This is a genomic window from Pseudomonas sp. AN-B15 (assembly GCF_019056475.1).
In the GTDB taxonomy this organism is placed as follows: Bacteria; Pseudomonadota; Gammaproteobacteria; order Pseudomonadales; family Pseudomonadaceae; genus Aquipseudomonas; species Aquipseudomonas parakoreensis.
This window is the reverse complement of the sequence record NZ_CP049737.1, coordinates 5,588,902-5,613,907: the sequence shown is the minus strand read 5'-3', so window position 1 is coordinate 5,613,907 and position 25,006 is coordinate 5,588,902. Positions and strand designations below refer to the sequence as shown.

Sequence of the window (25,006 nt, the reverse complement as noted above, 5' to 3'; positions counted from 1 at the left end):
GTATCTGTGAGCACCATCGACCACTGTGGGAGCTGGCTTGCCAGCGATGTTTTTAGCCTTGGACAGGCACGCCCTTGAGGTACGGCGCTGGCTCCGCCCCGAGGTTGTTCAGCATCCGCTCGCTGTACCAGTCCACGAAGTTGACCACGCCAAACTCATAGGTCTTGGAGTACGGCCCCGGCTGATAAGCCGTGGAGTTGATCCCGCGCTGGTTTTCTTCGGCCAGACGCCGGTCCTGGTCGTTGGTTGCGTCCCACACCTGGCGCATGCGTTCGACGTCGTAATCCACGCCTTCGACGGCGTCCTTGTGCACCAGCCATTTGGTGGTGACCATGGTTTCCTGGGCGCTGATCGGCCACACGGTGAACACGATGATGTGGTCGCCCATGCAGTGGTTCCACGAGTGCGGCAGGTGCAGGATGCGCATCGAACCCAGGTCCGGATTCTTGATCCGGCCCATCAGCTTGGCGCAGCCCTGTTTGCCGTCCAGGGTCATCGACACGGTGCCCTTGAGCAGCGGCATGCGCACGATGCGGTTGCGCAGGCCGAAACTGGCGTGGGCGTAAGGGATTTTCTCGGCTTCCCAGGCAGCAGCAGACGCGGCGACGTGATCCTTGAACGCCTGATCGGCGCGCGGGTCGGTCACGTCGTCCCATTCCAGCAGGGTTTTCAGCAATTCAGGGTGCGAGCCGCCGCAGTGGTAGCACTCGCGGTTGTTTTCCAGCACCAGTTTCCAGTTGGCCTTTTCCATCAAGGTGGTTTGCACCGCCACCTTGGTGTTCTCCATGTCGTACGGTTCCATGTAGTGGTTCAGCGTCGACAGGAAGTCATCGATGGCCGGCGGGTTTTCCGCCAGGCTGATGAAGATGTAGCCGCCGGCCGTCTTCACGTTCACCGGTTTGAGGCCGTACTGCTTCATGTCGAAGTCGGCGCCCATCTCGGTACCGGCGAACAGCAGGCGACCGTCCAGCTCGTAGGTCCACTGGTGGTAGTGGCAGACCAGTTTGGCAACCTTGCCCTTGTCGCTGGTGCACAGGCGCGAGCCTCGGTGGCGACAGACGTTGTGGAACGCATGCACCACACCCTCGGCGCCACGAATGACGATGATCGGGTTCTTGCCGATCTGCAGGGTGATGTAGTTGCCCTTGGCCGGGATCTCGCAGGTCATGCCGGCGATCAACCATTCCTTCTGGAAGATCTCCTGCATATCGATATCGAACAGGCGCTCATCGTTATAGAACGGCTGCGGCAGCGAAAAGGTACGTTCGCGCTCCTGCAGCATCTGTGCGGTGGCCTTGCGTGCGGGTTCCAGCGGGTCGCCCAGGCTGATTTTTGCGGTGTCCATCAATGTGATCCTCAAGGCCATCTGCGTGGCCGGCGAAAGTGGCTGATCAGGGTTGCTACGCAAGGTGTAAAGAAGTTGTCTTGGTGTGAGACGAGTGTGGGGCCGGCGCTGCCCGGAACCTTATCCATGGGCGACATGGTGCAATCTGTTCCCGACGCGCAACCCCCGGTGGTTGGGGGCTGGTCGCGATAAGTATGCCGATGTCGCGGATAGGTAAACGGGCGGTTCACGCTATACGCAGAATCGCCACATGAAGGCCGACAGTCGGCCGTGGAGAACAGCATGTCCAACAGCTTCCTGAATCCGGTCACCACCCAGACCTGGGCCAATGGCCGACACATCGTCCGTTGCGTCAAAGTCATCCAGGAAACCTGGGACGTACGCACCTTCTGCTTCATGGCCGACCAGCCGATCCTGTTCTTCTTCAAGCCTGGGCAGTTTGTAACCCTGGAGCTGGAAATCGACGGTCAGCCGATCATGCGTTCGTACACCATTTCCAGTTCGCCGTCGGTGCCGTACAGCTTCTCGGTGACCATCAAACGCGTGCCGGGCGGCAAGGTTTCCAACTGGTTGCACGACACCCTGCATGAAGGCCAGGAGCTGGCGGTGCACGGGCCGGTCGGGCTGTTCAATGCCATCGACTTCCCGAGCCCGAAAGTGCTGTATCTCAGCGGTGGTGTGGGGATCACCCCGTGCATGTCGATGGCGCGCTGGTTCTACGACACCAACGCCAATGTCGACATGACCTTTATCCACAGCGCCCGCTCGCCGAAAGACATCATTTATCACCGCGAGCTGGAGCACATGGCGTCGCGGATCGACAACTTCAGCCTGCACCTGATCTGCGAGAAACACGGGCTGGACGAGCCGTGGGCCGGCTATCGCGGCTACCTCAATCACAAGATGCTGGAGCTGATGGTTCCCGACTTCCTCGAGCGTGAAGTGTTCTGCTGCGGCCCGACGCCGTACATGACCGCCGTCAAGCGCCTGCTCGAAGCCGCCGGCTACGACATGTCGCGTTATCACGAGGAATCCTTCGGCGCCACGCCACCGGAAGCTCGCGCCGATGCAGTGGAGCAAGCCGAACAAGCGGCCGAAGCACCGGAAATCGATGCGGCGGATCTGCATCAGGTCGAGTTCACCGCTTCCGGCAAGAGCATTCGCGTGGCCCCGGGCGAAACCGTGCATGCGGCGGCGGCCAAGCTGGGCCTGATGATCCCGAAAGCTTGCGGCATGGGGATCTGCGGCACGTGCAAGGTGATGAAACTGGGCGGCGAAGTAGAGATGGAGCACAACGGCGGGATTACCGAGGACGACGAGGCCGAGGGGTACATTCTGTCGTGCTGCAGCGTGCCGAAAGGCGACGTCAGAATCGAATTCTGAGCCGGATCCCTGTAGGAGCTGCCGAAGGCTGCGATCTTTAGATCCTAAAAACAAGATCAAAAGATCGCAGCCTTCGGCAGCTCCTACAGGGGTAGGTATTTTCAGTCGACGAACAAGTCAGGCATAAGGGGGGCGGTGCTGTCCGGATCAAATCGGTAGTGATCGAATTCGGTCACGCCGCTCTCGCGCAAAATCTCCTCATCTATCAATAACCGCCCGCTGATCTGTCGCCCGCTGCTGCTCAGAATCACATGCGCCGCATCCGCCATGATCGAAGGCAGGCGCGCCTGCTTGAACGACTCGCGATTGCCCAACTGAAACTCGATCGCCGCCGTGGCAATCATCGTCTGCGGCCACAGCGAATTGACGCTGATGCCGTAACTGGCGAATTCCTCGCTCATGCCTACCGTCAGCATGCTCATGCCGTATTTGGTCACGGTGTAGGGGCTGTATTGGGCGAACCATTTGCTCGCCATATTCAGCGGCGGCGACAGGTTGAGGATGTGTCCGGCGGATTTCTTCAGATAGGGCAGGGCGGCCTGGCTGCACAGCAGCACCGCACGGGTGTTGATCTGGTGCATCAGGTCGAACCGCTTGAGTTCGATGTGTTGCACACCGGTCAACTTGATCGCCCCGGCATTGTTCACCAGCGCATCGATGCCGCCGAAATGTTCGTTGGCCTGGGCCAGCGCACGGCGCACCGCGTCTTCATCACGTACATCCAGTTGCAGCGCCAGGGCGTTGCCGCCGGCCGCTTCGACTTCTGCGGCGACGCTGTGGATGGTGCCCGGCAATTTCGGATGGGCTTCGGCGCTCTTGGCCGCAATCACGATATTGGCCCCGTCCTTCGCGGCCCGCAGCGCAATCTCACGCCCGATGCCACGGCTGGCGCCGGTGATGAACAGGGTTTTGCCTTGTAGCGACATGCCGATGCTCCTGCTTGTTGTTATGTGAGCGGAGGGCTCGACAGACAATGTAGACCAAGGAACATCGCAATCCCTGTAGGAGCTGCCGCAGGCTGCGATCTTTTGATTTTGTTTTTAAGATCAAGATCAAAAGATCGCAGCCTGCGGCAGCTCCTACAGAGGAAGAATCAGGCGGACATCACTTCGCGGATATCGCGCGCCAGTTCGCGCACACGTTCTTCTTCGGTGTCCCACGAGCACATGAAACGCGCGCCGCCCTTGCCGATGAAGGTGTAGAAGCGCCAGTGCTTTGCGGTCAGTGCGGCGATGGCCGGTTCCGAGAGTTGCAGGAACACGCCGTTGGCCTGCACCGGGAACATCAGTTCCACGCCCGGGATGTCGCTGACCAGCTCGGCCAGCAATTGCGCGCAGTGGTTGGCGTGGCGGGCGTATTTGAGCCAGGCGTCGTTTTCGAGGATGCCGACCCACGGTGCCGACAGGAAACGCATTTTCGACGCCAGTTGCCCGGCCTGTTTGCAGCGGTAATCGAAGTCTTCGGCCAGTTTGTGGTTGAAGAACAGGATTGCCTCACCCACCGCCATGCCGTTTTTGGTGCCGCCGAAGCACAGCACATCGACACCTGCTTTCCAGGTCAGGTCGGCTGGCGAGCAGCCGAGGAACGCGCAGGCGTTGGAGAAGCGCGCGCCGTCCATGTGCAGGTGCAGGCCCAGTTCCTTGCAGGTGGCGCTGATGGCACGGACTTCTTCCGGGGTGTAGACGCTGCCGACTTCGGTGGCCTGGGTCAGGGTCACGACCCGTGGTTTCGGGTAGTGGATGTCCTGGCGCTTGAGCGCGACTTCGCGGATCGACTGCGGGGTGATCTTGCCGTTTTCGGTACCGGCGATCAGCAGTTTCGAGCCGTTGGAGAAGAATTCCGGGGCGCCGCATTCGTCGGTTTCGACGTGAGCGGTTTCCGAGCAGATCACGCTGTGGTAACTCTGGCACAGCGACGACAGCGCGAGCGAGTTGGCGGCGGTGCCGTTGAAGGCGAAGAACACTTCGCAGTCGGTTTCGAACAGCTTGCGGAAATGGTCGGCCGCGCGTGCGGTCCATTCATCGTCGCCATAAGCGCGCTGGTGGCCGTGGTTGGCCTGTTCCATGGCAGCCCAGGCTTCAGGGCAGATACCGGAGTAGTTGTCGCTGGCGAATTGTTGGCTCTTGTCGGTCATGGCCGGCTTCCGTGGTCGAGACTCTTGTGAAGGCTCGTGGTCAATGAGGGTGCGCACTTTACCGAAGATCTTCCGGGGAGCACACGGGATGTCGCTGTCAGAACTTTACAAGGATGCGAGCCGATTATGCACCTGAGCCAGCGCGACGGCGCACTCGATCTGCTCAAGTGGCTGGCGCTGCTGAGCATGCTGCTCGATCACCTGCGATATGTCGGGATCAGCGCCGATTGGCTGTATGTGCCGGGGCGTCTGGCGTTTCCGTGGTTCTGCCTGGCGATGGCGGCGAATCTGACGCGGGACGGCGCACGCAAGACCGAATGGCGCTATCTGGGCTGGTTGCTGCTGTTCAGCGCTGTGAGTGAAATTCCCTACCGTTTGTACATTCCTGATCCCGACACCTTGAACGTGATGCCCACCCTGGCGCTCGGATTGCTGGTGGCGCGGGGCTGGCAGGATCGCAGCTTGTTGTCGCGGCTTTTGGGCGTGGGCGCCTTGCTGCTGGCGGCGTTGTTTGCGCAGTGGCTGATGTTCGGCATGTTTGGCGTGCTGTTGCCGCTGGCGCTGCTGTGGGTGATCCGTTGCCCCTGGTATTTTGGCGTGCTGCCGGGGCTGGTGTGTCTGGCGGGCAATCAGTGGCGGGTGCTGTATGAGGCGGCGGAGTTCGGTAACTACGTGGCGGTGTTTGGTATCGCGGCGTGTCTGATTGCGCCACTGCTCGGGGTGTTCCTGTTGCGACACGCGCGACATCTCCAGCCGCCACCGATGCGGCGCTGGGGCTACGCCCTCTATCCTGCACATTTCCTCTTGCTGCTACTTATCCGCCAAGTCGCCGCGTAACCCTGTGGGAGCTGGCTTGCCAGCGATAGCGGTGGGTCAGTCGTCATCAATACCAGATGTGCTCTCGCCATCGCTGGCAAGCCAGCTCCCACAGGGTTCTTCAGTGTTTTCGAGATCGAGTCTGGCAAGACCATTTCCCGCCATGTCGTAAACGCACCTTTGTGTGGCGTCCGTAGGCATCTGGGCTGTCTGCGCCGGCCATACCATCGCATCAAAGGGCACCTCCGCAAGCCGCGTGCCTGACCAAGACGAAATGGCGCACCGACGCCGCTGGGAGAGACGCGATGTTCAGCAAGCAAGACCAGATCCAGGGTTACGACGATGCACTGCTGGCGGCGATGAATGCCGAGGAGCAACGTCAGGAAGATCACATCGAGCTGATCGCGTCGGAGAACTACACCAGCAAACGCGTGATGCAAGCGCAGGGCAGCGGCCTGACCAACAAATACGCCGAAGGTTATCCGGGCAAGCGCTACTACGGTGGCTGCGAGCATGTGGATAAAGTCGAAGCGCTGGCCATCGAACGCGCCAAGCAACTGTTCGGTGCCGATTACGCCAACGTCCAGCCGCACTCCGGTTCCTCGGCCAACAGCGCCGTGTATCTGGCACTGATCCAGCCGGGCGACACCATTCTCGGTATGAGCCTCGCTCATGGCGGTCACCTGACCCACGGCGCGAAAGTCTCGTCCTCGGGCAAGCTCTACAACGCGGTGCAGTACGGGATCAACACCGACACCGGGCTGATCGATTACGACGAAGTCGAGCGTCTGGCCGTCGAGTGCAAACCGAAGATGATCGTTGCCGGGTTCTCCGCCTACTCGAAAACACTGGATTTCCCGCGCTTCCGCCAGATTGCCGACAAAGTGGGTGCGCTGCTGTTCGTCGACATGGCCCACGTCGCCGGTCTGGTCGCTGCTGGCCTGTACCCGAACCCGCTGCCTTACGCCGACGTGGTCACCACCACCACCCACAAGACCCTGCGCGGTCCACGTGGCGGGCTGATCCTGGCCAAGTCCAACGAAGAGATCGAGAAAAAGCTCAACGCCGCGGTATTCCCTGGCGCCCAGGGCGGCCCGCTGATGCACGTCATCGCCGGTAAAGCGGTGTGCTTCAAGGAGGCGCTGGAGCCCGGCTTCAAAGCCTATCAGCAGCAAGTGATCGACAACGCCAAGGCCATGGCCAGCGTGTTTATCAAACGTGGCTACGATGTAGTGTCCGGCGGTACCGACAACCACCTGTTCCTGGTCAGCCTGATCCGCCAGGGCCTGACCGGCAAAGATGCTGACGCCGCCCTCGGCCGCGCGCACATCACCGTCAACAAGAACGCCGTGCCGAACGACCCGCAGTCGCCGTTCGTGACCTCGGGCCTGCGCATCGGCACCCCGGCCGTCACCACGCGTGGCTTCAAGGTCGCCCAGTGCGAAGCGCTGGCCAGCTGGATCTGCGACATCCTCGACAACCTCGGTGACGCCGACGTTGAAGCGAATGTGGCCAAGAACGTCGCGGCACTGTGCGCCGACTACCCGGTTTATCGCTGAGCGGTTTGGAGTAAATGACTATGCAACGCTATTCGGGCTTCGGCCTCTTCAAACACTCCCTCAGCCACCATGAGAACTGGCAGCGCATGTGGCGCACGCCAACGCCGAAGAAGGTCTACGACGTGGTCATCGTCGGCGGTGGCGGGCACGGCCTGGCGACCGCCTACTATTTGGCGAAAGAGCACGGCATCACCAACGTGGCCGTGGTCGAGAAGGGCTGGCTGGGCGGCGGCAACACCGCGCGCAACACCACCATCGTGCGCTCCAACTACCTGTGGGACGAGTCGGCGCACCTCTACGAACACGCGATGAAACTGTGGGAAGGCCTGTCGCAGGATCTGAACTACAACGTGATGTTCTCCCAACGCGGCGTCTACAACCTGTGCCACACCCTGCAGGACATCCGTGATTCCGAGCGTCGGGTCAGCGCCAACCGCCTCAACGGCGTCGACGGCGAACTGCTCAACGCCAAGCAAGTGGCGGACGAGATCCCGTACCTCGACTGCTCGAAAAACACCCGCTACCCGGTGATGGGCGCGACCGTTCAACGTCGTGGCGGCGTTGCCCGTCACGATGCCGTGGCCTGGGGCTTTGCCCGTGCCGCCGACGCCTTGGGCGTGGACTTGATCCAGCAGACCGAAGTCATCGGTTTCCGCAAGGAAAACGGCGTGTGCATCGGCGTTGAAACCAATAAGGGTTTCATCGGCGCCAAACGCGTCGGCGTGGTCACCGCCGGTAACTCCGGGCACATGGCCAAGCTCGCCGGTTTCCGTCTGCCGATCGAATCCCACCCGCTGCAGGCACTGGTGTCCGAGCCGATCAAACCGATTATCGACAGCGTGATCATGTCCAACGCCGTGCACGGCTACATCAGCCAGTCGGACAAGGGCGACCTGGTGATCGGCGCCGGTATCGACGGCTACAACGGCTATGGCCAGCGCGGTTCGTACCCGGTGATCGAGCATACCATCCAGGCCATCGTCGAGATGTTCCCGGTGCTGTCGCGGGTGCGCATGAACCGCCAGTGGGGCGGCATCGTCGACACCACGCCGGACGCTTGCCCGATCATTTCGAAAACCCCGGTACCGAACATGTTCTTCAACTGCGGTTGGGGCACCGGCGGCTTCAAGGCCACACCTGGCTCGGGCAACGTGTTTGCCGCGAGTCTGGCCAAGGGTGAAATGCACCCATTGGCAGCACCGTTTTCCATCGACCGTTTCCACAACGGCGCACTCATCGACGAACACGGCGCTGCTGCCGTCGCCCACTAACAGGAGAAATTCCCATGTTGCATATCTTCTGTCCTCACTGCGGCGAACTGCGCTCCGAAGAGGAATTCCACGCATCCGGTCAGGCGCATATTCCGCGTCCGCTGGATCCGAACGCCTGCACCGATGAAGAGTGGGGCGACTACATGTTTTTCCGCGACAACCCGCGCGGTCTGCACCACGAGCTGTGGGATCACGTCGCCGGTTGCCGCCAGTACTTCAACGTCACCCGCGACACCGTGACCTACGAGATTCTCGAAACCTACAAGATCGGCACCAAGCCGCAATTCACCGACAAGGCTGATACGGCAAAAACAGCCACGACGGCGCTGGGAGAGAAGGTATGAGCCAGACCAATCGCCTGTCCAACGGTGGACGGATCGACCGCAATAAAGTGCTGAGCTTCACCTTCAACGGTCAGAGCTACAAAGGCTTCGAGGGCGACTCGCTGGCCTCGGCATTGATCGCCAACGGCGTCGACATCATCGGCCGCAGCTTCAAGTATTCGCGCCCTCGCGGAATCTTCGCCGCCGGTGCCGAAGAGCCGAACGCCGTGCTGCAGATCGGTGCCACCGAAGCCACGCAGATCCCCAACGTGCGCGCGACGCAACAGGCGCTGTACCAAGGCCTGGTCGCCACCAGCACCAACGGCTGGCCGAGCGTCAACAACGACATGATGGGGATTCTCGGCAAGGTCGGCGGCAAGCTGATGCCGCCGGGTTTCTACTACAAAACCTTCATGTACCCGCAATCGTTCTGGATGACGTACGAGAAGTACATTCGCAAGGCAGCCGGTCTGGGCCGTTCGCCGACCGAAGTCGATCCGGACACCTACGACTACATGAACCAGCATTGCGACGTGCTGATCGTCGGCGCCGGCCCTGCCGGTCTGGCGGCTGCCCTGGCCGCTGCGCGCAGCGGTGCGCGGGTGATCCTCGCCGATGAGCAGGAAGAGTTCGGCGGCAGCCTGCTCGATTCCCGCGAAAGCCTCGACGGCAAACCGGCGATGGAGTGGGTGGCCAGCGTTATCGCTGAGTTGAAGAACACTCCTGACGTGCTGCTGTTGCCGCGCGCCACCGTTAACGGCTATCACGACCACAACTTCCTGACCATTCACGAACGCCTCACCGATCACCTCGGCGACCGCGCGCCAATCGGTCAGGTGCGTCAGCGCATTCACCGTGTTCGCGCCAAGCGTGTAGTGCTGGCGACCGGCGCCCACGAGCGTCCGCTGGTCTACGGCAACAACGACGTGCCGGGCAACATGCTCGCCGGTGCGGTCTCGACTTACGTGCGCCGTTACGGCGTGGCACCGGGCAAGAAGCTGGTGCTGACCACCAACAACGATCACGCCTATCGCGTGGCGCTGGACTGGCTCGACGCCAGCCTGCAAGTGGTCGCCATCGCCGACGCCCGCAGCAATCCGCGTGGTGCGCTGGTGGAAGAGGCCCGCGCCAAAGGCATTCGCATCCTCACCGGCAGCGCCGTGATCGAGGCCCGTGGCAGCAAGCGCGTCACCGCAGCCCGCGTTGCCGCGATTGACGTCAAAGCGCACACCGTGACCAGCCCGGGCGAATGGCTCGACTGCGACGTGATCGCCAGTTCCGGCGGTTACAGCCCGGTGGTGCACCTGGCTTCGCACCTCGGTGGCAAGCCGGTCTGGCGCGAAGACATCCTCGGTTTCGTTCCGGGCGAAGCACCGCAGAAGCGTGTGTGCGTCGGCGGCATCAACGGCGTTTACGGCCTCGGTGATTCGCTGGCCGATGGTTTCGAAGGTGGCGCACGCGCGGCCAGTGAAGCCGGTTTCGGTGTGGTCGAAGGCACGCTGCCAAAAGCCCTGAGCCGTCTCGAAGAAGCGACCCTGGCGCTGTTCCAGGTGCCGCACGAGAAGGGCACCTCGCGTGCGCCGAAGCAATTCGTCGACCTGCAGAACGACGTCACCGCTGCCGCCATCGAACTGGCGACCCGCGAAGGTTTCGAGTCGGTCGAACACGTCAAGCGCTACACCGCGCTGGGCTTCGGCACCGATCAGGGCAAGCTCGGCAACGTCAACGGTCTGGCCATCGCCGCCCGTTCGCTGAACGTGACCATTCCGCAAATGGGCACCACGATGTTCCGCCCGAACTACACGCCTGTAACCTTCGGCGCCGTGGCCGGTCGTCACTGTGGGCACATCTTCGAGCCGGTGCGCTACACCGCGCTGCATCAATGGCACCTGAAAAACGGCGCCGAGTTCGAAGACGTCGGCCAGTGGAAACGTCCATGGTACTTCCCGAAAAACGGTGAAGACATGCACGCCGCAGTGAAGCGCGAATGCAAAGCCGTGCGCGACAGCGTCGGCCTGCTCGACGCCTCGACCCTGGGCAAGATCGACATTCAAGGCCCGGATGCCCGCGAGTTCCTTAACCGCGTGTACACCAACGCCTGGACCAAGCTCGACGTGGGCAAGGCACGTTACGGCCTGATGTGCAAAGAAGACGGCATGGTCTTCGACGATGGCGTCACGGCCTGCCTGGCCGACAACCATTTCGTCATGACCACCACCACTGGCGGCGCGGCTCGCGTGCTGCAATGGCTGGAGCTGTACCACCAGACCGAATGGCCGGAGATGAAGGTGTACTTCACCTCGGTCACCGATCACTGGGCGACCATGACCTTGTCCGGGCCGAACAGCCGCAAGCTGCTCAGCGCCGTGACCGACATCGACCTGGCCAACGAAGCCTTCCCGTTCATGACCTGGAAAGAAGGTCTGGTCGGCGGTGTGCCGGCGCGGGTGTTCCGTATCTCGTTTACCGGTGAACTGTCGTACGAAGTCAACGTCCAGGCCGACTACGCGATGGGCGTGCTGGAAAAAATCGTCGAGGCCGGCAAACAGTACAACCTGACCCCGTACGGCACTGAAACCATGCACGTCCTGCGCGCCGAGAAGGGTTTCATCATCGTCGGTCAGGACACCGACGGCTCGATGACCCCGGACGACCTGAACATGGGCTGGTGCGTCGGTCGCACCAAACCGTTCTCGTGGATCGGCCAGCGCGGCATGAACCGTGAAGACTGCGTGAAGGATCAGCGTAAGCAACTGGTGGGCCTGAAGCCGATCGACCCGAACGTCTGGCTGCCGGAAGGCGCGCAACTGGTGTTCAACACCAAGCAGGCGATCCCGATGACCATGGTCGGCCACGTGACCTCCAGCTACGCGCACAACTCCCTCGGTTATTCGTTTGCCATGGGTGTGGTCAAGGGCGGTCTGAAGCGCATGGGCGAGCGGGTGTTTGCACCGCTGGCCGATGGCAGCGTGATCGAGGCAGAGATCGTTTCTTCGGTGTTCTTCGATCCGAAGGGGGATCGGCAGAATATCTGATGGCCTCAGGAATTGTGGGCGGGCGGCTATTCGCGAGCAGGCTCGCTCCCACATTCGACCGCGTTCCCCTGTGGGAGCGAGCCTGCTCGCGAAAGCGGCAGTTCAGCCACCGCAGGAACCAACAGAATTCAGGAAGGTGCTTTATGACCACAGCCAACGTGTACCAACAACGCCCGACCACCGGTGCCCGTGCCGAGTCGTCGCTGCACCATGCCGACCTCGCCAGCCTGGTCGGCAAGGGGCGCAAGAACGCCGGCGTCATCGTGCGTGAAAAGAAACTCCTCGGTCACCTGACGATTCGTGGCGATGGTCACGATGCCGCATTCGCCGCCGGTGTACACAAGGCACTGGGCATCGAATTGCCCGGCGCCCTGAGCGTGATCGTCAAAGGCGAAACCAGCCTGCAATGGATGGGCCCGGACGAGTGGCTGCTGATCGTGCCAAGCGGTGAAGAATTTGCGGCCGAACAGAAACTGCGCGAAGCGCTGGGCGACCTGCACATCGCGATCGTCAACGTCAGCGGCGGCCAGCAAGTGCTCGAACTGAGCGGGCCGAACGTGCGTCAGGTGCTGATGAAATCCACCAGTTACGACGTGCACCCGAACAACTTCCCGGTCGGCAAAGCAGTGGGCACGGTGTTCGCCAAGTCGCAGCTGATGATTCGCCACACCGCTGAAGACACCTGGGAACTGCTGATCCGCCGCAGCTTCTCGGATTACTGGTGGTTGTGGTTGCAGGATGCTTCGGCCGAGTACGGCCTGAGCGTGCAGGCGTAACACTAAGTGGTTGCCGCGATTGCTTCTTGTGGCGAGGGAGCTTGCTCCCGCTCGGCTGCGAAGCAGTCGCAAAAAACTGCGAGCGCATTCTTTCTGGAAGAACGCGGTTGCTGATTTTAGGGTCGCTTCGCAACCCAGCGGGAGCAAGCTCCCTCGCCACAGAACTCATTCGCCACAGAGTTCACTCTGCTCACAGATGTTGAAACAGGAGTCACCGCACCATGAGCCGCGCACCAGACACATGGATTCTGACCGCCGACTGCCCCAGCGTGCTCGGCACGGTGGACGCGGTGACGCGTTTTCTGTTCGAGCAGGGTTGCTACGTCACCGAGCACCATTCGTTCGATGACCGGCTCTCGGGTCGCTTCTTCATTCGCGTGGAATTCCGTCAGCCCGACGGCTTTGACGAACAGTCCTTCCGCGCCGGCCTCGCCGAGCGTGGTCAGGCGTTTGGCATGATCTTCGAGCTGACTGCGCCGAACTACCGGCCGAAAGTGGTGATCATGGTCTCCAAGGCCGATCACTGCCTCAACGATTTGCTTTACCGCCAGCGCATCGGCCAGTTGTCGATGGACGTGGCGGCGGTGGTGTCCAACCATCCGGACCTCAAGCCGCTGGCCGACTGGCACCAGATTCCCTACTACCATTTCCCCCTCGACCCCAACGACAAGCCGTCGCAGGAGCGTCAGGTGTGGCAGGTGATCGAAGAGTCCGGCGCCGAACTGGTAATCCTCGCCCGTTACATGCAGGTGCTGTCACCGGAGTTGTGCCGCAAGCTCGATGGCAAGGCGATCAACATCCATCACTCGTTGCTGCCGGGGTTCAAGGGTGCCAAGCCGTATCACCAGGCCTACAACAAGGGTGTGAAACTGGTCGGCGCCACGGCGCACTACATCAACAACGACCTCGATGAAGGGCCGATCATCGCCCAGGGTGTCGAGGCCGTGGATCACAGTCATTACCCGGAAGATTTGATCGCCAAGGGGCGTGATATCGAGGGCCTGACTTTGGCCCGGGCCGTGGGTTATCACATCGAAAGAAGGGTGTTTTTGAACGCCAACAGAACCGTTGTTCTTTAGATCGCCATCGCTGGCAAGCCAGCTCCCACAGGGATTTGTGTCGTACACAATTTTTGAGTTCCACCCGAAACCCGTGGGAGCTGGCTTGCCAGCGATGAGGCCATAACAGGCAACACAACAATCAGCATCTGTACCCGAGCACTTAACGCGCTGCCTGCCTGGGCAACGCGGTTCCATAAAAACAACAGCGAGGTGAAAGCATGTCTGGCAATCGTGGTGTGGTGTATCTCGGCGCTGGCAAGGTCGAAGTACAGAAAATCGACTATCCGAAAATGCAGGACCCGCGCGGCAGGAAGATCGAACACGGGGTGATCCTGCGTGTGGTGTCCACCAACATTTGTGGCTCCGACCAGCACATGGTGCGCGGCCGGACCACGGCGCAGACAGGTCTGGTGCTGGGCCATGAAATCACTGGCGAAGTGATCGAGAAGGGTTCCGATGTCGAGAACCTGAAAATCGGCGACCTAGTCTCCGTACCGTTCAACGTGGCTTGCGGGCGCTGCCGTTCCTGCAAGGAGCAACACACCGGTGTCTGCCTGACCGTCAACCCGGCCCGCGCCGGCGGTGCTTACGGTTATGTCGACATGGGCGACTGGACTGGCGGCCAGGCTGAATACGTGCTGGTGCCGTACGCCGACTTCAACCTGCTGAAACTGCCGGATCGCGACAAGGCCATGGAGAAAATCCGCGACCTGACCTGCCTTTCCGACATTCTGCCGACCGGCTATCACGGTGCCGTCACCGCTGGCGTCGGTCCGGGCAGCACTGTTTACATTGCCGGCGCCGGTCCGGTCGGTCTGGCCGCTGCCGCCTCCGCCCGTTTGCTCGGCGCTGCGGTGGTGATCGTCGGCGACGTCAACACCATCCGCCTGGCGCACGCCAAGGCTCAGGGTTTTGAAATCGTCGACCTGTCGAAAGACACCCCGCTGCACGAACAGATCGCCGCGCTGCTGGGCGAGCCTGAAGTGGATTGCGCGGTGGACTGTGTGGGCTTCGAAGCCCGTGGTCATGGTCACGACGGCGTCAAATCCGAAGCCCCGGCCACCGTGCTCAACTCGCTGATGGGGGTGGTGCGCGTCGCCGGCAAGATCGGTATTCCGGGCCTGTACGTGACCGAAGATCCGGGTGCCGTCGACGCCGCCGCGAAAATGGGCAGCCTGAGCATCCGCTTCGGTCTGGGCTGGGCCAAATCCCACAGCTTCCACACCGGCCAGACCCCGGTGATGAAATATAACCGCCAGCTGATGCAGGCGATCATGTGGGACCGCATCAACATCGCCGAAGTGGTGGGTGTGCAAGTCATCAGCCTTGACCAGGCGCCCGAAGGTTACGGCGAGTTCGATGCCGGTGTGCCGAAGAAGTTTGTGATCGATCCGCATCGGTTGTTCAGTGCGGCGTAAGTAAAAAGGGCGACCCACGGGTCGCCTTTTTTAGATCAAAAGATCGCAGCCTTCGGCAGCTCCTACAGGGATCGATGGAGGAGCTGTCGAAGGCTGCGATCTTTGATTTTTGCAATCAGAGGGCTGCCAAAGCGCCCTGATACAGCACTGGCCCGGTCGGCTGCCCGGTCGGCGACCCACCTTGCGGCTCCAGACTCACCGCCAGCGCAATCGGCTGGCCGATCAAGGCTTTCTGCGCCGCGCTCAGTTCAACCTTGCCTTTGCCGCCTGCAGGAATCACCCCCAGCGAAATCGGCTTGCCATCGGCGGGTATCGCCCACAGTTCCAGGCTGCGATCTGGCCCGACTGCCGCCAATGTCAGCGGTTCGACTTGCAGATAGTCCGCATGCGCCTCGACCTTCAGCGCCGGTTGCGCGTCGGCGCTCAGCAGGGTGGCGCGGTAGCGGGCGTCGTCGCGGTTGTACAGGGAGCCGAGGAATACCAGGACCACGATTGAGCAGAGTGCGGCGGTGACTCGCAGCCAGTTCCAGAACGGACGTTTTTCCGGGACGTGCAGCACTTGCGGTTCGATGCGTGCAGTAATACCTTGCCACACCCGATCCGGCACCGGTTGCTCCGGCAATGTATCGGTAAGGCTGGCGAGGCTCTCCTGCCACTGCGCCAACTCGGTTCGCAGTGCTGCATCGTCCAGCAGCAATTGTTCAAAGCGCCGACGCGCCGCCGACGACATCAGGCCGATGGCGTAATCGGCAGCGAGGGCGCGGCGCAGGGCAGGGGTCTGGTATTTCATGATTCAAGGCACCTGCGCAGACGTTCCATGCCACGGCGAATCCACGATTTCACCGAACCCAGCGGCGCGGCCAGGTGTTCGGCGAGTTCCGCGCAGGACAGGCCCTGAAAGTAGGCGACGCTGATCGACTGGCGCTGCATGCCGTCGAGGGTGTCCAGGCAACGGTGCAACGCGCTGGCTTCGCGGCTGCTGTTCAACAGGTCGTGGGCCGAAGGGCCTTCGTCCGGCAGGGTGTCCTGTTCGAAGTCGGTCAGCGGCCGGTCACGCTGTTTGCGTAACTGGTCGATGGCCTGGTGGCGAGTGATGTTGATCATCCAGGTCAGCGGCGCCGACAAATGGGCTTCGTAGCGCGAGGCGTTGTTCCAGATGCGCACAAAGCTTTCCTGCAGCACGTCCTCGGCCAGATCTGCCCGGCCCATGAAACGCAAGGCGACACCGTGCAAGCGCGGGCCGACGCTGCGATAGAGGGTTTCGAATGCACGCCGATCGCCCAGTGAACACTGAGCCAACAATTGGCGCAACTGATCGGTGTCGGCGGTGGAAATGACGTTTCTCCAGACCATGTGCCGGTGGCGAGGGCGCTGCTCGGGCTGTTCACAGGCTAGTTCAGCGACAGCGCTTGTGCCATTCATCTCGGATTATCCACGGTTTCACGTTTTATATACGTGGCTATCCTGAAAATGGATGCGCCGGCGAGGAACATGCCAGCGCAAACCCGGTCAAATCGGCAGTTTTGCCGCCCATAAGCGGGCGGTTACCACAGCGCAAGAGGATGTCTGAATGAAGATTTCACGCGGTATGGCCTTTGCTTCACTGATGACCCTCGCAGCGAGCCCGGTGTTTGCCGGTTTCAGCTTGAACGATGTCGCCGGTGCAGTCTCGGGGATGCAAGGGGGGGACAAGGCTGCCGCCGCTGCACCGACTTCGGAAACCGCTGGATTGCTGAGTGCCTTGAGTGCGCTGAACGTCACGCCCCAGCAAGCTGTAGGGGGAACCAGTGCGATGTTGGGCCTGGCCAAGAACCAATTGAGCAGCACCGATTATTCGCAGTTGGCCAAAGAAGTGCCGGGCATCGACAAACTGTCGGGCGGTAGCGGTAATCTGGCGGCATTGAGCGGGTTGCTGGGCTCGTCGGGCAAGTCAGCCGGGCTGGAAAATGCGCTGGGCAACGTCAAGACCACCAGCGACCTGAACAACGCTTTCAGTGCGCTGGGCATGGACAGCGGCATGGTGGGCCAGTTTGCCCCGGTGATCCTGCAATACCTGGGTCAACAGGGTGTTGGCGGTTCGCTGTTGAGCAGTCTGGGCAACATCTGGGGCGCCGGCAGCGGCAGCTGATTCAGCTGCGCTCACCGCGCAGTTCGCTGATGCGCTGATCCTTCTCGGTCCAGAGCTGGTTGACCCAGTTCTGGACCTGCTGGCGAAACTGCGGATCGTTCTCGTAATCGCCCTGCGACAGCGCCGGGTCGAGTTCGCGGGTCTGGATGTCGACGATCACCCGCGGCACGCTGCCGCTGATCAGATCCCAGAACCCCGGAATGTTCTCCTGTGGATAAACCACGGTCACGTCGAGCAACGCATCCAGCTGCTCCCCCATCGCCGCCAGCACAAACGCCACGCCGCCCGCCTTGGGTTTGAGCAGGTGCTTGAACGGTGACTGCTGCTGCGCGCTTTTCGCCGCGGTGTAGCGAGTACCTTCCAGATAGTTCACGACCGTTACCGGCTGGCGCTTGAACAGCTCACAGGCCTGTTTGGTGATTTCCAGATCTTTGCCCGCCAGCTCCGGATGCTTCGCCAGAAACGCCTTGCTGTAGCGCTTCATGAATGGGTAATCCAGCGCCCACCACGCCAGACCGAGGAACGGCACCCAGATCAGCTCTTTCTTGAGGAAAAACTTGAAGAACGGCGTGCGCCGGTTGAGGGTCTGGATCAGCGCCGGAATGTCGACCCACGACTGGTGGTTGCTGACCACCAGATACGAGGTGTCACCGCGCAGGTCTGCGCCGCCGCGGATGTCCCACTGAGTGGGGATGCACAGACGAAAGATCAGCTTGTCGATTTCCGCCCAGGTCTCGGCAATCCACATCACCGCCCACGAGGCGTAATCGCGCCAGCGCCCGGGCGCAATCAGTTTGAGCAGGGCAAAGACCATCAACGGCCCGATCAGGATCAGGGTGTTGAGCAATAGCAGCAGGGTGACGAAACAGCCGGTGAGCAGGCGGCGCATAAGCAACTCTATGAAGGCGGATGGGCGCGCCATGATAAGTGGCTTCGGGCGACAGGCCAAATCGGCGGTGACGAATGTTTCACTTTTGGGCGGCTATGCTGGAGCCAATTAGTGAGGCTTGTGCTGGCCCCATCGCTGGCAAGCCAGCTCCCACAAGGATCTCCAGTGCATGTGATTTCCGTGAATGGCAGAGAAACCTGTGGGAGCTGGCTTGCCAGCGATGCGATATCAAGGGCGAACGAATTCCTTGATGGCTGTCTAAAAACTCGCGTCTGACGCCCTCATTTTCCAAGGAAGCCCTCTACGTGAAATCCCTCCTTGCACTGTTTGCCCTCGTCGCCCTGCCGGTCATGGCCGCCGAACCGACCCTGTACGGGCGTTATGAATACATCGCGCTGCCGGAAATCGGTGGCGAGGTGCTCAAAGCCAAGATGGACACTGGCGCGCTGACCGCCTCGCTGTCGGCCAAGGACATTGAGACCTTCACCCGCGACGGTGAAAACTGGGTGCGCTTCCGCCTCGGCACCAAGGACGCCAGCAACAAAGTGTACGAGCACAAGATCGCACGGATCAGCAAGATCAAGAGCCGCTCGGACGAAGAGGACGAAGGCGACAGCACTGAAGTCGCCAAACGCCCGGTGGTCGATCTGGAACTGTGCCTGGGCAACGTCAAGCGTACCGTTGAGGTCAACCTGACCGACCGCAGCAACTTCAACTACCCGCTGCTGATCGGTGCCAAGGCCTTGCGCGAGTTTGGCGCCGCAGTGAACCCGGCGCGGCGTTTCACCGCCGACAAGCCAGACTGCTAAGTGGTCTCATTGACGTAAGGTCAGGCTTGGGGCACCGTTCGCGCACTTAACCCATGGGCTCGGACGCCATGCCTCATATCCTGATTGTCGAAGACGAAGCGGCGATTGCCGATACGCTGATTTTTGCCCTGCAGGGCGAGGGGTTCACGACCACGTGGCTGAGCCTGGGCGCCGCGGCGCTGGAGCATCAACGACAGACCCCGGCCGACTTGATCATTCTCGATATCGGCCTGCCGGACATCAGCGGTTTCGAAACCTGCAAACAGCTGCGGCGCTTCAGTGAAGTGCCGGTGCTGTTCCTCAGCGCCCGGGACGCCGAGATCGACCGGGTGGTGGGGCTGGAGATCGGCGCCGACGATTACGTGGTCAAGCCGTTCAGCCCGCGTGAGGTGGCGGCGCGGGTCCGGGCGATTCTCAAGCGCATGGCGCCGCGTCCTGCGGTTGAAGCGTCCTCGACGCTGTTTCGCATCGATGCCGAACGTGTGCAGATCGTCTATCGGGGACAGCCGTTGAGCCTGACCCGCCATGAATTTCGCCTGTTGCAATGCCTGCTCGAACAACCGCAGCGGGTGTTCAGCCGCGAGCAACTGCTCGACGCGCTAGGCGTTGCCGCCGACGCTGGCTACGAGCGCAGCATCGACAGCCACATCAAAAGCGTGCGCGCCAAATTGCGTCTGGTGCGGGCCGACGCCGAGCCGATCCAGACCCATCGCGGCCTCGGCTACAGCTACAGCCCGGGGCACAGCTGATGTCGCTGGGGCTGCGGATCTTTCTGGTGTATGTGCTGTTTATCGGCCTGACCGGTTACTTCGTGCTCAACACGGTGATGGAAGAAATCCGCCCCGGTGTGCGTCAGTCCACCGAAGAAACCCTGGTCGACACCGCCAACCTGATGGCGGAGATTTTGCGTGATGATTTCAAGGCCGGCACGCTCAGCGAGAACCGCTGGCCCGAATTGTTGCGTGCCTACGGCGAACGCCAGCCGCAGGCGACCATCTGGGGGTTGCCGAAAAATCAGGTCAACCATCGCATCTACGTCACCGACGTCAAAGGCATCGTGGTCCTGGATTCCAGTGGCGTGGCGGTCGGGCAGGATTACTCGCGCTGGAACGACGTCTACCTGACCCTGCGCGGCGCATACGGTGCGCGCTCAACCCGCAGCGATCCGAACGACCCGGCGTCGTCGGTGATGCACGTCGGCGCGCCGATCCGCGACAACGGCAAAATCATCGGCGTGGTCACCGTGGCCAAGCCCAATAGCTCCTTGCAGCCTTACGTCGATCGCACCGAGCGGCGCTTGCTGTTTTACGGTGCCGGGCTGATCGGCCTCGGTCTGCTGTTCGGCGCTTTGCTGTCGTGGTGGCTGAGCCGCGCGCTGCACCGTTTGACCGGGTATGCGCAGGCGGTGAGCGAAGGCCGGCGAGTGGAAGTGCCGCATTACCGTGGCGGCGAACTGGAGCAACTGGCGACGGCGGTGGAACAGATGCGCACCCAGCTCGAAGGCAAGGCTTACGTCGAGCGCTACGTGCACACCCTGACCCATGAATTGAAGAGTCCGCTGGCGGCCATTCGCGGTGCCGCAGAGTTGCTGCAGGATGAAATGCCAGCGATTCAGCGCCTGCGCTTTGTCGGCAATATCGACAGCGAAAGCGCGCGGATGCAGCAGTTGATCGAGCGCCTGTTGAATCTGGCTCAGGTGGAACAGCGCCAGGGTCTCGAGGAGCGCGTGGCGGTGCCGCTGGCGGCGCTGATCGATGAATTATTGCGCGCGCAGGCAGCTCGGATCGAAGGCCGGCGGCTCACGGTCGAGCAGACGATTGCGCCGGATCTGCTGCTGATCGGCGAGCCGTTTCTGCTGCGTCAGGCGCTGGGCAATCTGCTGGACAATGCACTGGATTTCACCCCGGTCGCCGGGTTGCTGCGTTTCAGTGCCGAACGTGTCGGGGAGCAGGTCGAGTTGCGCTTGTTCAACCAAGCGACGGCGATTCCCGAGTACGCCTTGCCGCGCTTGAGTGAGCGATTTTATTCGTTGCCGCGTCCGGACAGTGGGCGCAAGAGCACCGGGTTGGGGCTGAACTTTGTTGAAGAGGTGGTGAAGTTGCATGGTGGGTCGATGCAGATTCGCAATGTCGAGGGCGGTGTGGAAGTGACATTGCGCCTGCCTTGAAACCCTAAAAAGATCGCAGCCTTCGGCAGCTCCTACAGGGAACGCAATCCCAAGGAGCTGCCGAAGCTGCGATCTTTTGATCTTTCCACACAATCTCCACAATCGCCCCACATTCCTCCCACACAGCCCAACCAGACTCCGCCCATCCAAACAGGGAGAGTCCCATGAACAAAAATCTGACCATAAAGCTCGGGGCCATTGCCCTGTTGATCCTGCTGTTGCTGATCCCGCTGTTGATGATCGACGGCATCATCGATGATCGCCAGCAACTGCGCGATGGTGTGCTCGAAGACATCGCCCGCAGTTCCAGCTACAGCCAGCAACTGAGCGGGCCCGTGATGGTGGTGCCGTATCGCAAAGTGGTGCGTACCTGGAAGACCAACGAGAAAACCAGTCAGCGCTATGAAGAACTCGGTGAGGAACGCGGTCGTTTGTACTTTCTGCCGGAACGCTTCGAGCTCGACGGACAGGTGCAGACCGAGCTGCGCGCCCGGGGCATTTACCAAGCGCGATTGTTCCATGCTGACAATCGCATCAACGGGCATTTCTCGTTGCCGGCGCAGTTAGGCATCAAAGAAGACTTTGCCGATTACCAGTTCGACGCGCCGTTTCTGGCGGTGGGCATCAGTGATATTCGCGGTATTGAAAACGCGCTGAAACTGGAACTCGACGGCCAGCGTCTGGACTTTGTACCTGGCACCCAGGTGGGCTGGCTCGGCGAAGGTGTGCGGGTCACGTTGCCGACACTGGACACCCGCAACGCCACGGAGCTGACCTTCGGTTTCGACCTGCGCCTGCAAGGCACCGGTTCGTTGCAAGTGCTGCCAGTAGGCAAGGCCAGCCACGTCAGCCTGGCGGCGAACTGGCCGCACCCCAGCTTCATCGGCAACTTCCTGCCCGCCAAACGCGAAATCAATGATCAAGGTTTCAGCGCCGATTGGCAGACTTCGTTTTTCTCCACCAACCTGCAAGAAGCGATGAACCGCTGTGTGATGGGCAATGATTGCGAGGCGTTCAACGGGCGCAGTTTTGGCGTGAGCTTCATCGACCCGGTGGATCAGTACTTGAAGAGTGACCGGGCGATCAAATATGCGCTGTTGTTTATCGTCCTGACCTTCGCCGGTTTCTTCTTGTTCGAAGTGCTCAAGAGTCTTGCGGTGCACCCGGTGCAATACGCATTGGTCGGGGTGGCGCTGGCGTTCTTCTACCTGTTGTTGCTGTCGCTGTCGGAGCACATCGACTTTGCTTTGGCCTATCTGCTGTCGGCCAGTGGCTGTGTGTTGTTGATCGGATTTTATGTCTGTCACGTGCTGCACAACGTGCGCCACGGCCTGAGTTTTTCCGCGGGATTGGCAGCGTTGTATGGCCTGCTGTATGGGCTGCTGAGCGCCGAGGACTATGCGTTGCTGATGGGTTCGCTGTTGCTGTTCGGCCTGCTCGGGGTGTTCATGGTGCTGACACGCGAACTCGACTGGTACGGGATCGGGCAGAAACCGGCCAAGCCGCTGGCGTTTGATGTGGGGGCGATGCAATGAGCGGGTTGGGATTGCGTGAAGATCAGCGAGAGGTGGAGGTTTTGGTGACGCTGATTGTTGCAGCACTGCCGCCGCAACCCAGGTGGTGCCATCGCTGGCAAGCCAGCTCCCACAGGATTTGTGCTGAAACAGAGGGTTCTGTCATACCCAAATCCATTGTGGGAGCTGGCTTGCCAGCGATGAGGCCAGAACAGGTTCCGCCGATTTAAGGCTTGGGCAGGGTGGCGACCATGGACGGTCGCTGACTCACTTCAAAGAACCAGTTGGCCAATTGCGGATTGGCGCTGCGCCAGTCCAGATCCGGATGACGCAGATCAAGGTAACCCAACGCACAGGCGACGCTGATGGCGGCCACGTCGAAATGGCTGGTCAGCTCGGCGATGGCGTCAGCTTCCAGATAGGCCAGGGCGCGGCGGATCTTCTCGCGCTGGGCCTCGAGCCATTCGTCCCAGTGCTTTTCCGGGGCGCGCAATACCAGTTCGTAACGCACCATCACCGAGGCATCCATGATTCCGTCGGCCAGCGAGGCCAGGGTCAGACGCCGCCACCGGGCCGCGCCGTCGCGGGGGATCAGCGGGTTGCCGACATGCTGCTGGTCGAGGTATTCGAGGATTACGCGGCTGTCATGGATCACGCTGCCGTCGGCCAGACGCAGGGCCGGGATCTTGCCCAGCGGATTGTCGGCGTTGAGCGCAGCATCCGGGCTGACCGGGCTGAGCACGCAGTCTTGCAGGGCGACGCGATCCTGCTGGCCGGTCTCATGCAGCAGCACCATCACTTTGCGCACGAACGGGGAGAGCGTGTTGTGGAACAGGGTCATGCTGGGGGCGGACATTGGCAAACCTCGGTGGTCATCGAAGAGCAGGACGTTAGCCTAGCTACAACCACTGTGGCTGGCGAGGAATTGATGGTGTTCGTGAGATCGCCATCGCTGGCAAGCCAGCTCCCACAGTTTTTGCAGCGAACACAAATTTCAGATTCAGCATTAACCCCCGTGGGAGCTGGCTTGCCAGCGATGAGGCCATCACCGACAACACAAAAACTACCTGCGCTGCAACAAACCTCTAATGGCCAGAAACGCCGGTACACCCAGCCCGACCCAGCTCAACGCATCCCAGATCCCATCCCCCAACAACGCCGCAAACAACCCCGCCGCACTCAGCAGCGCAATCACCAGCGGCGTGCTGAAGACCTTCCAGAAATTGCTCTGACGCGGCTTCATGCGGCCGCCTCCACCGTCACCGGTTTCGCCGCTTTACGCCGCACCATCCACAGATACACGCCACTGCCAAGGACGATGATGGTCAGCACGTCGAGGGTCGCCCAGAGGATTTTCATCGGCATGCCGCCGTAGTCACCGAAGTGCAATGGCTGCGACAGGCCCATGGCGTCCATGTACCACGGGCGCTCGGCCACGGCGGTGACCTGCAGGGTGCCGGCGTCGATCAGCACCGGCGTCAGCAGGTGCGAGGTCAGGTGCGTGCCGCCCTTCATGAACACCGCGTAATGATGCTCGCTGGAAAAGCGCGTACCGGGGAAGGCGATGAAGTCCGGGTTCATCCCCGGTGCCACGTCCCGGGCGATGTCGAGCAGGCGGGTGGCCGGGGCCAGTCGGGTCAGCGGCGGGGCATCGCGGTAGGGCGCAACCATGGCAGTCAGCGAGTCATTGCGCCACGCGGCGATGATCAGATCAGCACAGGCGCTGATCACTCCGGTGACACCGACCACCAGCGCCCAAGTCAATGTAACCACGCCGATCAGGTTGTGCAGGTCGAGCCAGCGCAGGCGGGAAGACTTGTCCTGGCGCACGGTGCCGAACTGCAAGCGGCGCATGAACGGCAGGTACAACACAGTCCCCGAAATGATCGCGACCACGAACAGCAAACCCATGAACGCCAGCAGCAACTTGCCCGGCAGGCCGGCGAACATGTCCACATGCAGGCGCAGGATGAACAACATCAGGCCTCCGTTGGCCGACGGGGTTTCCAGTGCTTCACCGGTGCGCGCATCGAGCATGAACGTGTGCGAAGAATTCGGCTCGGTACCGGCGGTTTTCGCCATGATGGTCAGCACGGCGTTGGGCTCGTCGTCCTCGAAACCGAAGTACTGCACCACTTCGCCGGGACGATGCTTTTCTGCGGCCTCGACCAGTTGCGCCAGGTTCAGGCGCGGGGTGTCGGCGGGCATTTCGCGCACTTGCGGGGCATCGCCGAGCAGGTGCTCGATCTCGTGATGGAAAATCAGCGGCAGACCGGTCAGTGCCAACAGCAGCAAAAACACGGTGCAGATCAGGCTGGTCCAGGTGTGGATGAACGACCAGCGGCGAATTGTTTTACTTTTCATTTCATGACCTTCAA

General features: G+C 61.3%; 23 protein-coding genes. 14 read left to right on the top strand and 9 right to left on the bottom strand.

The genetic code is table 11. The features are described from left to right. Positions 1-52: 52 nt before the first annotated feature. Positions 53-1,345, bottom strand: coding sequence for a glycine-betaine demethylase subunit GbcA (gene gbcA / locus GTQ41_RS25470; protein WP_047297065.1), 1,293 nt, complete (start codon positions 1,343-1,345; stop codon positions 53-55). Between the two features lie 282 nt (positions 1,346-1,627). Between gbcA and gbcB the strand changes: the two genes are divergently transcribed. Next, entirely contained in the window at positions 1,628-2,728 is a 1,101-nt protein-coding gene (gene gbcB, locus GTQ41_RS25465) for a glycine-betaine demethylase subunit GbcB (protein ID WP_217325378.1), read from the top strand. A gap of 101 nt (positions 2,729-2,829) precedes the next feature. Here the strand turns inward: gbcB and GTQ41_RS25460 are convergent, their stop codons facing one another. Next, on the bottom strand, positions 2,830-3,654 hold the full coding sequence (locus tag GTQ41_RS25460; protein WP_047297064.1) for an NAD(P)-dependent oxidoreductase: 825 nt from the start codon (positions 3,652-3,654) through the stop codon (positions 2,830-2,832). A gap of 167 nt (positions 3,655-3,821) precedes the next feature. Then, complete coding sequence (locus GTQ41_RS25455; RefSeq protein WP_047297063.1) at positions 3,822-4,862, bottom strand: low specificity L-threonine aldolase; 1,041 nt, start codon at positions 4,860-4,862, stop codon at positions 3,822-3,824. A 126-nt stretch (positions 4,863-4,988) separates the two neighbouring features. Here GTQ41_RS25455 and GTQ41_RS25450 point away from each other — a divergent pair, with 126 nt between their 5' ends. From GTQ41_RS25450 to fdhA, 8 genes are all read left to right on the top strand, one after another. Then, complete coding sequence (locus GTQ41_RS25450; protein WP_047297062.1) at positions 4,989-5,699, top strand: TraX family protein; 711 nt, start codon at positions 4,989-4,991, stop codon at positions 5,697-5,699. Positions 5,700-5,983: 284 nt separating this feature from the next. Continuing rightward, on the top strand, positions 5,984-7,237 hold the full coding sequence (glyA, locus tag GTQ41_RS25445; RefSeq protein WP_047297061.1) for a serine hydroxymethyltransferase: 1,254 nt from the start codon (positions 5,984-5,986) through the stop codon (positions 7,235-7,237). Positions 7,238-7,257: 20 nt separating this feature from the next. After that, on the top strand, positions 7,258-8,508 hold the full coding sequence (locus tag GTQ41_RS25440) for a sarcosine oxidase subunit beta (RefSeq protein WP_003206307.1): 1,251 nt from the start codon (positions 7,258-7,260) through the stop codon (positions 8,506-8,508). 14 nt (positions 8,509-8,522) lie between these two features. Beyond that, positions 8,523-8,852 (top strand): sarcosine oxidase subunit delta, encoded by a 330-nt coding sequence (locus tag GTQ41_RS25435; protein ID WP_003228964.1) that lies wholly within the window; start codon positions 8,523-8,525, stop codon positions 8,850-8,852. After that, on the top strand, positions 8,849-11,866 hold the full coding sequence (locus tag GTQ41_RS25430; RefSeq protein WP_047297060.1) for a sarcosine oxidase subunit alpha: 3,018 nt from the start codon (positions 8,849-8,851) through the stop codon (positions 11,864-11,866). Before GTQ41_RS25435 ends, GTQ41_RS25430 begins: the two co-directional genes overlap by 4 nt. Positions 11,867-12,009: 143 nt before the next feature. Continuing rightward, the gene (gene soxG / locus GTQ41_RS25425) at positions 12,010-12,642 is read left to right on the top strand and encodes a sarcosine oxidase subunit gamma (protein WP_034155013.1); all 633 of its coding nucleotides are present in this window, start codon (positions 12,010-12,012) and stop codon (positions 12,640-12,642) included. A 221-nt stretch (positions 12,643-12,863) separates the two neighbouring features. Further along, positions 12,864-13,721, top strand: a complete 858-nt coding sequence (gene purU / locus GTQ41_RS25420; protein ID WP_008086918.1) for a formyltetrahydrofolate deformylase — start codon at positions 12,864-12,866, stop codon at positions 13,719-13,721. Positions 13,722-13,921: 200 nt separating this feature from the next. After that, positions 13,922-15,121: a formaldehyde dehydrogenase, glutathione-independent gene (fdhA, locus tag GTQ41_RS25415; protein ID WP_047297059.1), complete on the top strand. Its 1,200-nt coding sequence runs from the start codon at positions 13,922-13,924 to the stop codon at positions 15,119-15,121. 115 nt (positions 15,122-15,236) lie between these two features. Here fdhA and GTQ41_RS25410 read toward each other — a convergent pair whose 3' ends face one another. Further along, complete coding sequence (locus tag GTQ41_RS25410) at positions 15,237-15,911, bottom strand: anti-sigma factor (protein ID WP_047297058.1); 675 nt, start codon at positions 15,909-15,911, stop codon at positions 15,237-15,239. Continuing rightward, positions 15,908-16,543 (bottom strand): RNA polymerase sigma factor, encoded by a 636-nt coding sequence (locus GTQ41_RS25405; protein ID WP_047297057.1) that lies wholly within the window; start codon positions 16,541-16,543, stop codon positions 15,908-15,910. The genes GTQ41_RS25410 and GTQ41_RS25405 overlap by 4 nt, the downstream gene beginning before the upstream one ends. Before the next feature lie 148 nt (positions 16,544-16,691). Here GTQ41_RS25405 and GTQ41_RS25400 point away from each other — a divergent pair, with 148 nt between their 5' ends. Continuing rightward, positions 16,692-17,249, top strand: a complete 558-nt coding sequence (locus GTQ41_RS25400) for a DUF2780 domain-containing protein (protein ID WP_047297056.1) — start codon at positions 16,692-16,694, stop codon at positions 17,247-17,249. A 1-nt stretch (position 17,250) separates the two neighbouring features. On the opposite strand, the gene GTQ41_RS25395 is transcribed toward GTQ41_RS25400, so the two are convergent. After that, positions 17,251-18,138 (bottom strand): acyltransferase, encoded by an 888-nt coding sequence (locus GTQ41_RS25395; RefSeq protein WP_047297055.1) that lies wholly within the window; start codon positions 18,136-18,138, stop codon positions 17,251-17,253. Positions 18,139-18,443: 305 nt separating this feature from the next. On the opposite strand from GTQ41_RS25395, the gene GTQ41_RS25390 reads away from it, so the two are divergent. From GTQ41_RS25390 to creD, 4 genes are all read left to right on the top strand, one after another. Beyond that, positions 18,444-18,947: an ATP-dependent zinc protease gene (locus GTQ41_RS25390; RefSeq protein WP_041069928.1), complete on the top strand. Its 504-nt coding sequence runs from the start codon at positions 18,444-18,446 to the stop codon at positions 18,945-18,947. 68 nt (positions 18,948-19,015) lie between these two features. After that, complete coding sequence (gene creB, locus GTQ41_RS25385; RefSeq protein ID WP_041070160.1) at positions 19,016-19,696, top strand: two-component system response regulator CreB; 681 nt, start codon at positions 19,016-19,018, stop codon at positions 19,694-19,696. Further along, positions 19,696-21,114: a two-component system sensor histidine kinase CreC gene (gene creC, locus GTQ41_RS25380; protein WP_047297054.1), complete on the top strand. Its 1,419-nt coding sequence runs from the start codon at positions 19,696-19,698 to the stop codon at positions 21,112-21,114. The genes creB and creC overlap by 1 nt, the downstream gene beginning before the upstream one ends. Before the next feature lie 164 nt (positions 21,115-21,278). After that, complete coding sequence (gene creD, locus GTQ41_RS25375; protein ID WP_217325377.1) at positions 21,279-22,649, top strand: cell envelope integrity protein CreD; 1,371 nt, start codon at positions 21,279-21,281, stop codon at positions 22,647-22,649. Positions 22,650-22,854: 205 nt separating this feature from the next. Here creD and GTQ41_RS25370 read toward each other — a convergent pair whose 3' ends face one another. From GTQ41_RS25370 to GTQ41_RS25360, 3 genes are all read right to left on the bottom strand, one after another. Next, positions 22,855-23,484, bottom strand: a complete 630-nt coding sequence (locus GTQ41_RS25370) for a glutathione S-transferase (RefSeq protein ID WP_047297052.1) — start codon at positions 23,482-23,484, stop codon at positions 22,855-22,857. Between the two features lie 207 nt (positions 23,485-23,691). Beyond that, positions 23,692-23,871 carry a hypothetical protein gene (locus tag GTQ41_RS25365; protein WP_047297051.1) on the bottom strand — a complete coding sequence of 60 codons (180 nt, stop codon included), beginning with the start codon at positions 23,869-23,871 and terminating at the stop codon, positions 23,692-23,694. Beyond that, entirely contained in the window at positions 23,868-24,992 is a 1,125-nt protein-coding gene (locus tag GTQ41_RS25360) for a PepSY domain-containing protein (protein WP_047297144.1), read from the bottom strand. The genes GTQ41_RS25365 and GTQ41_RS25360 overlap by 4 nt, the downstream gene beginning before the upstream one ends. Positions 24,993-25,006 lie beyond the last annotated feature (14 nt).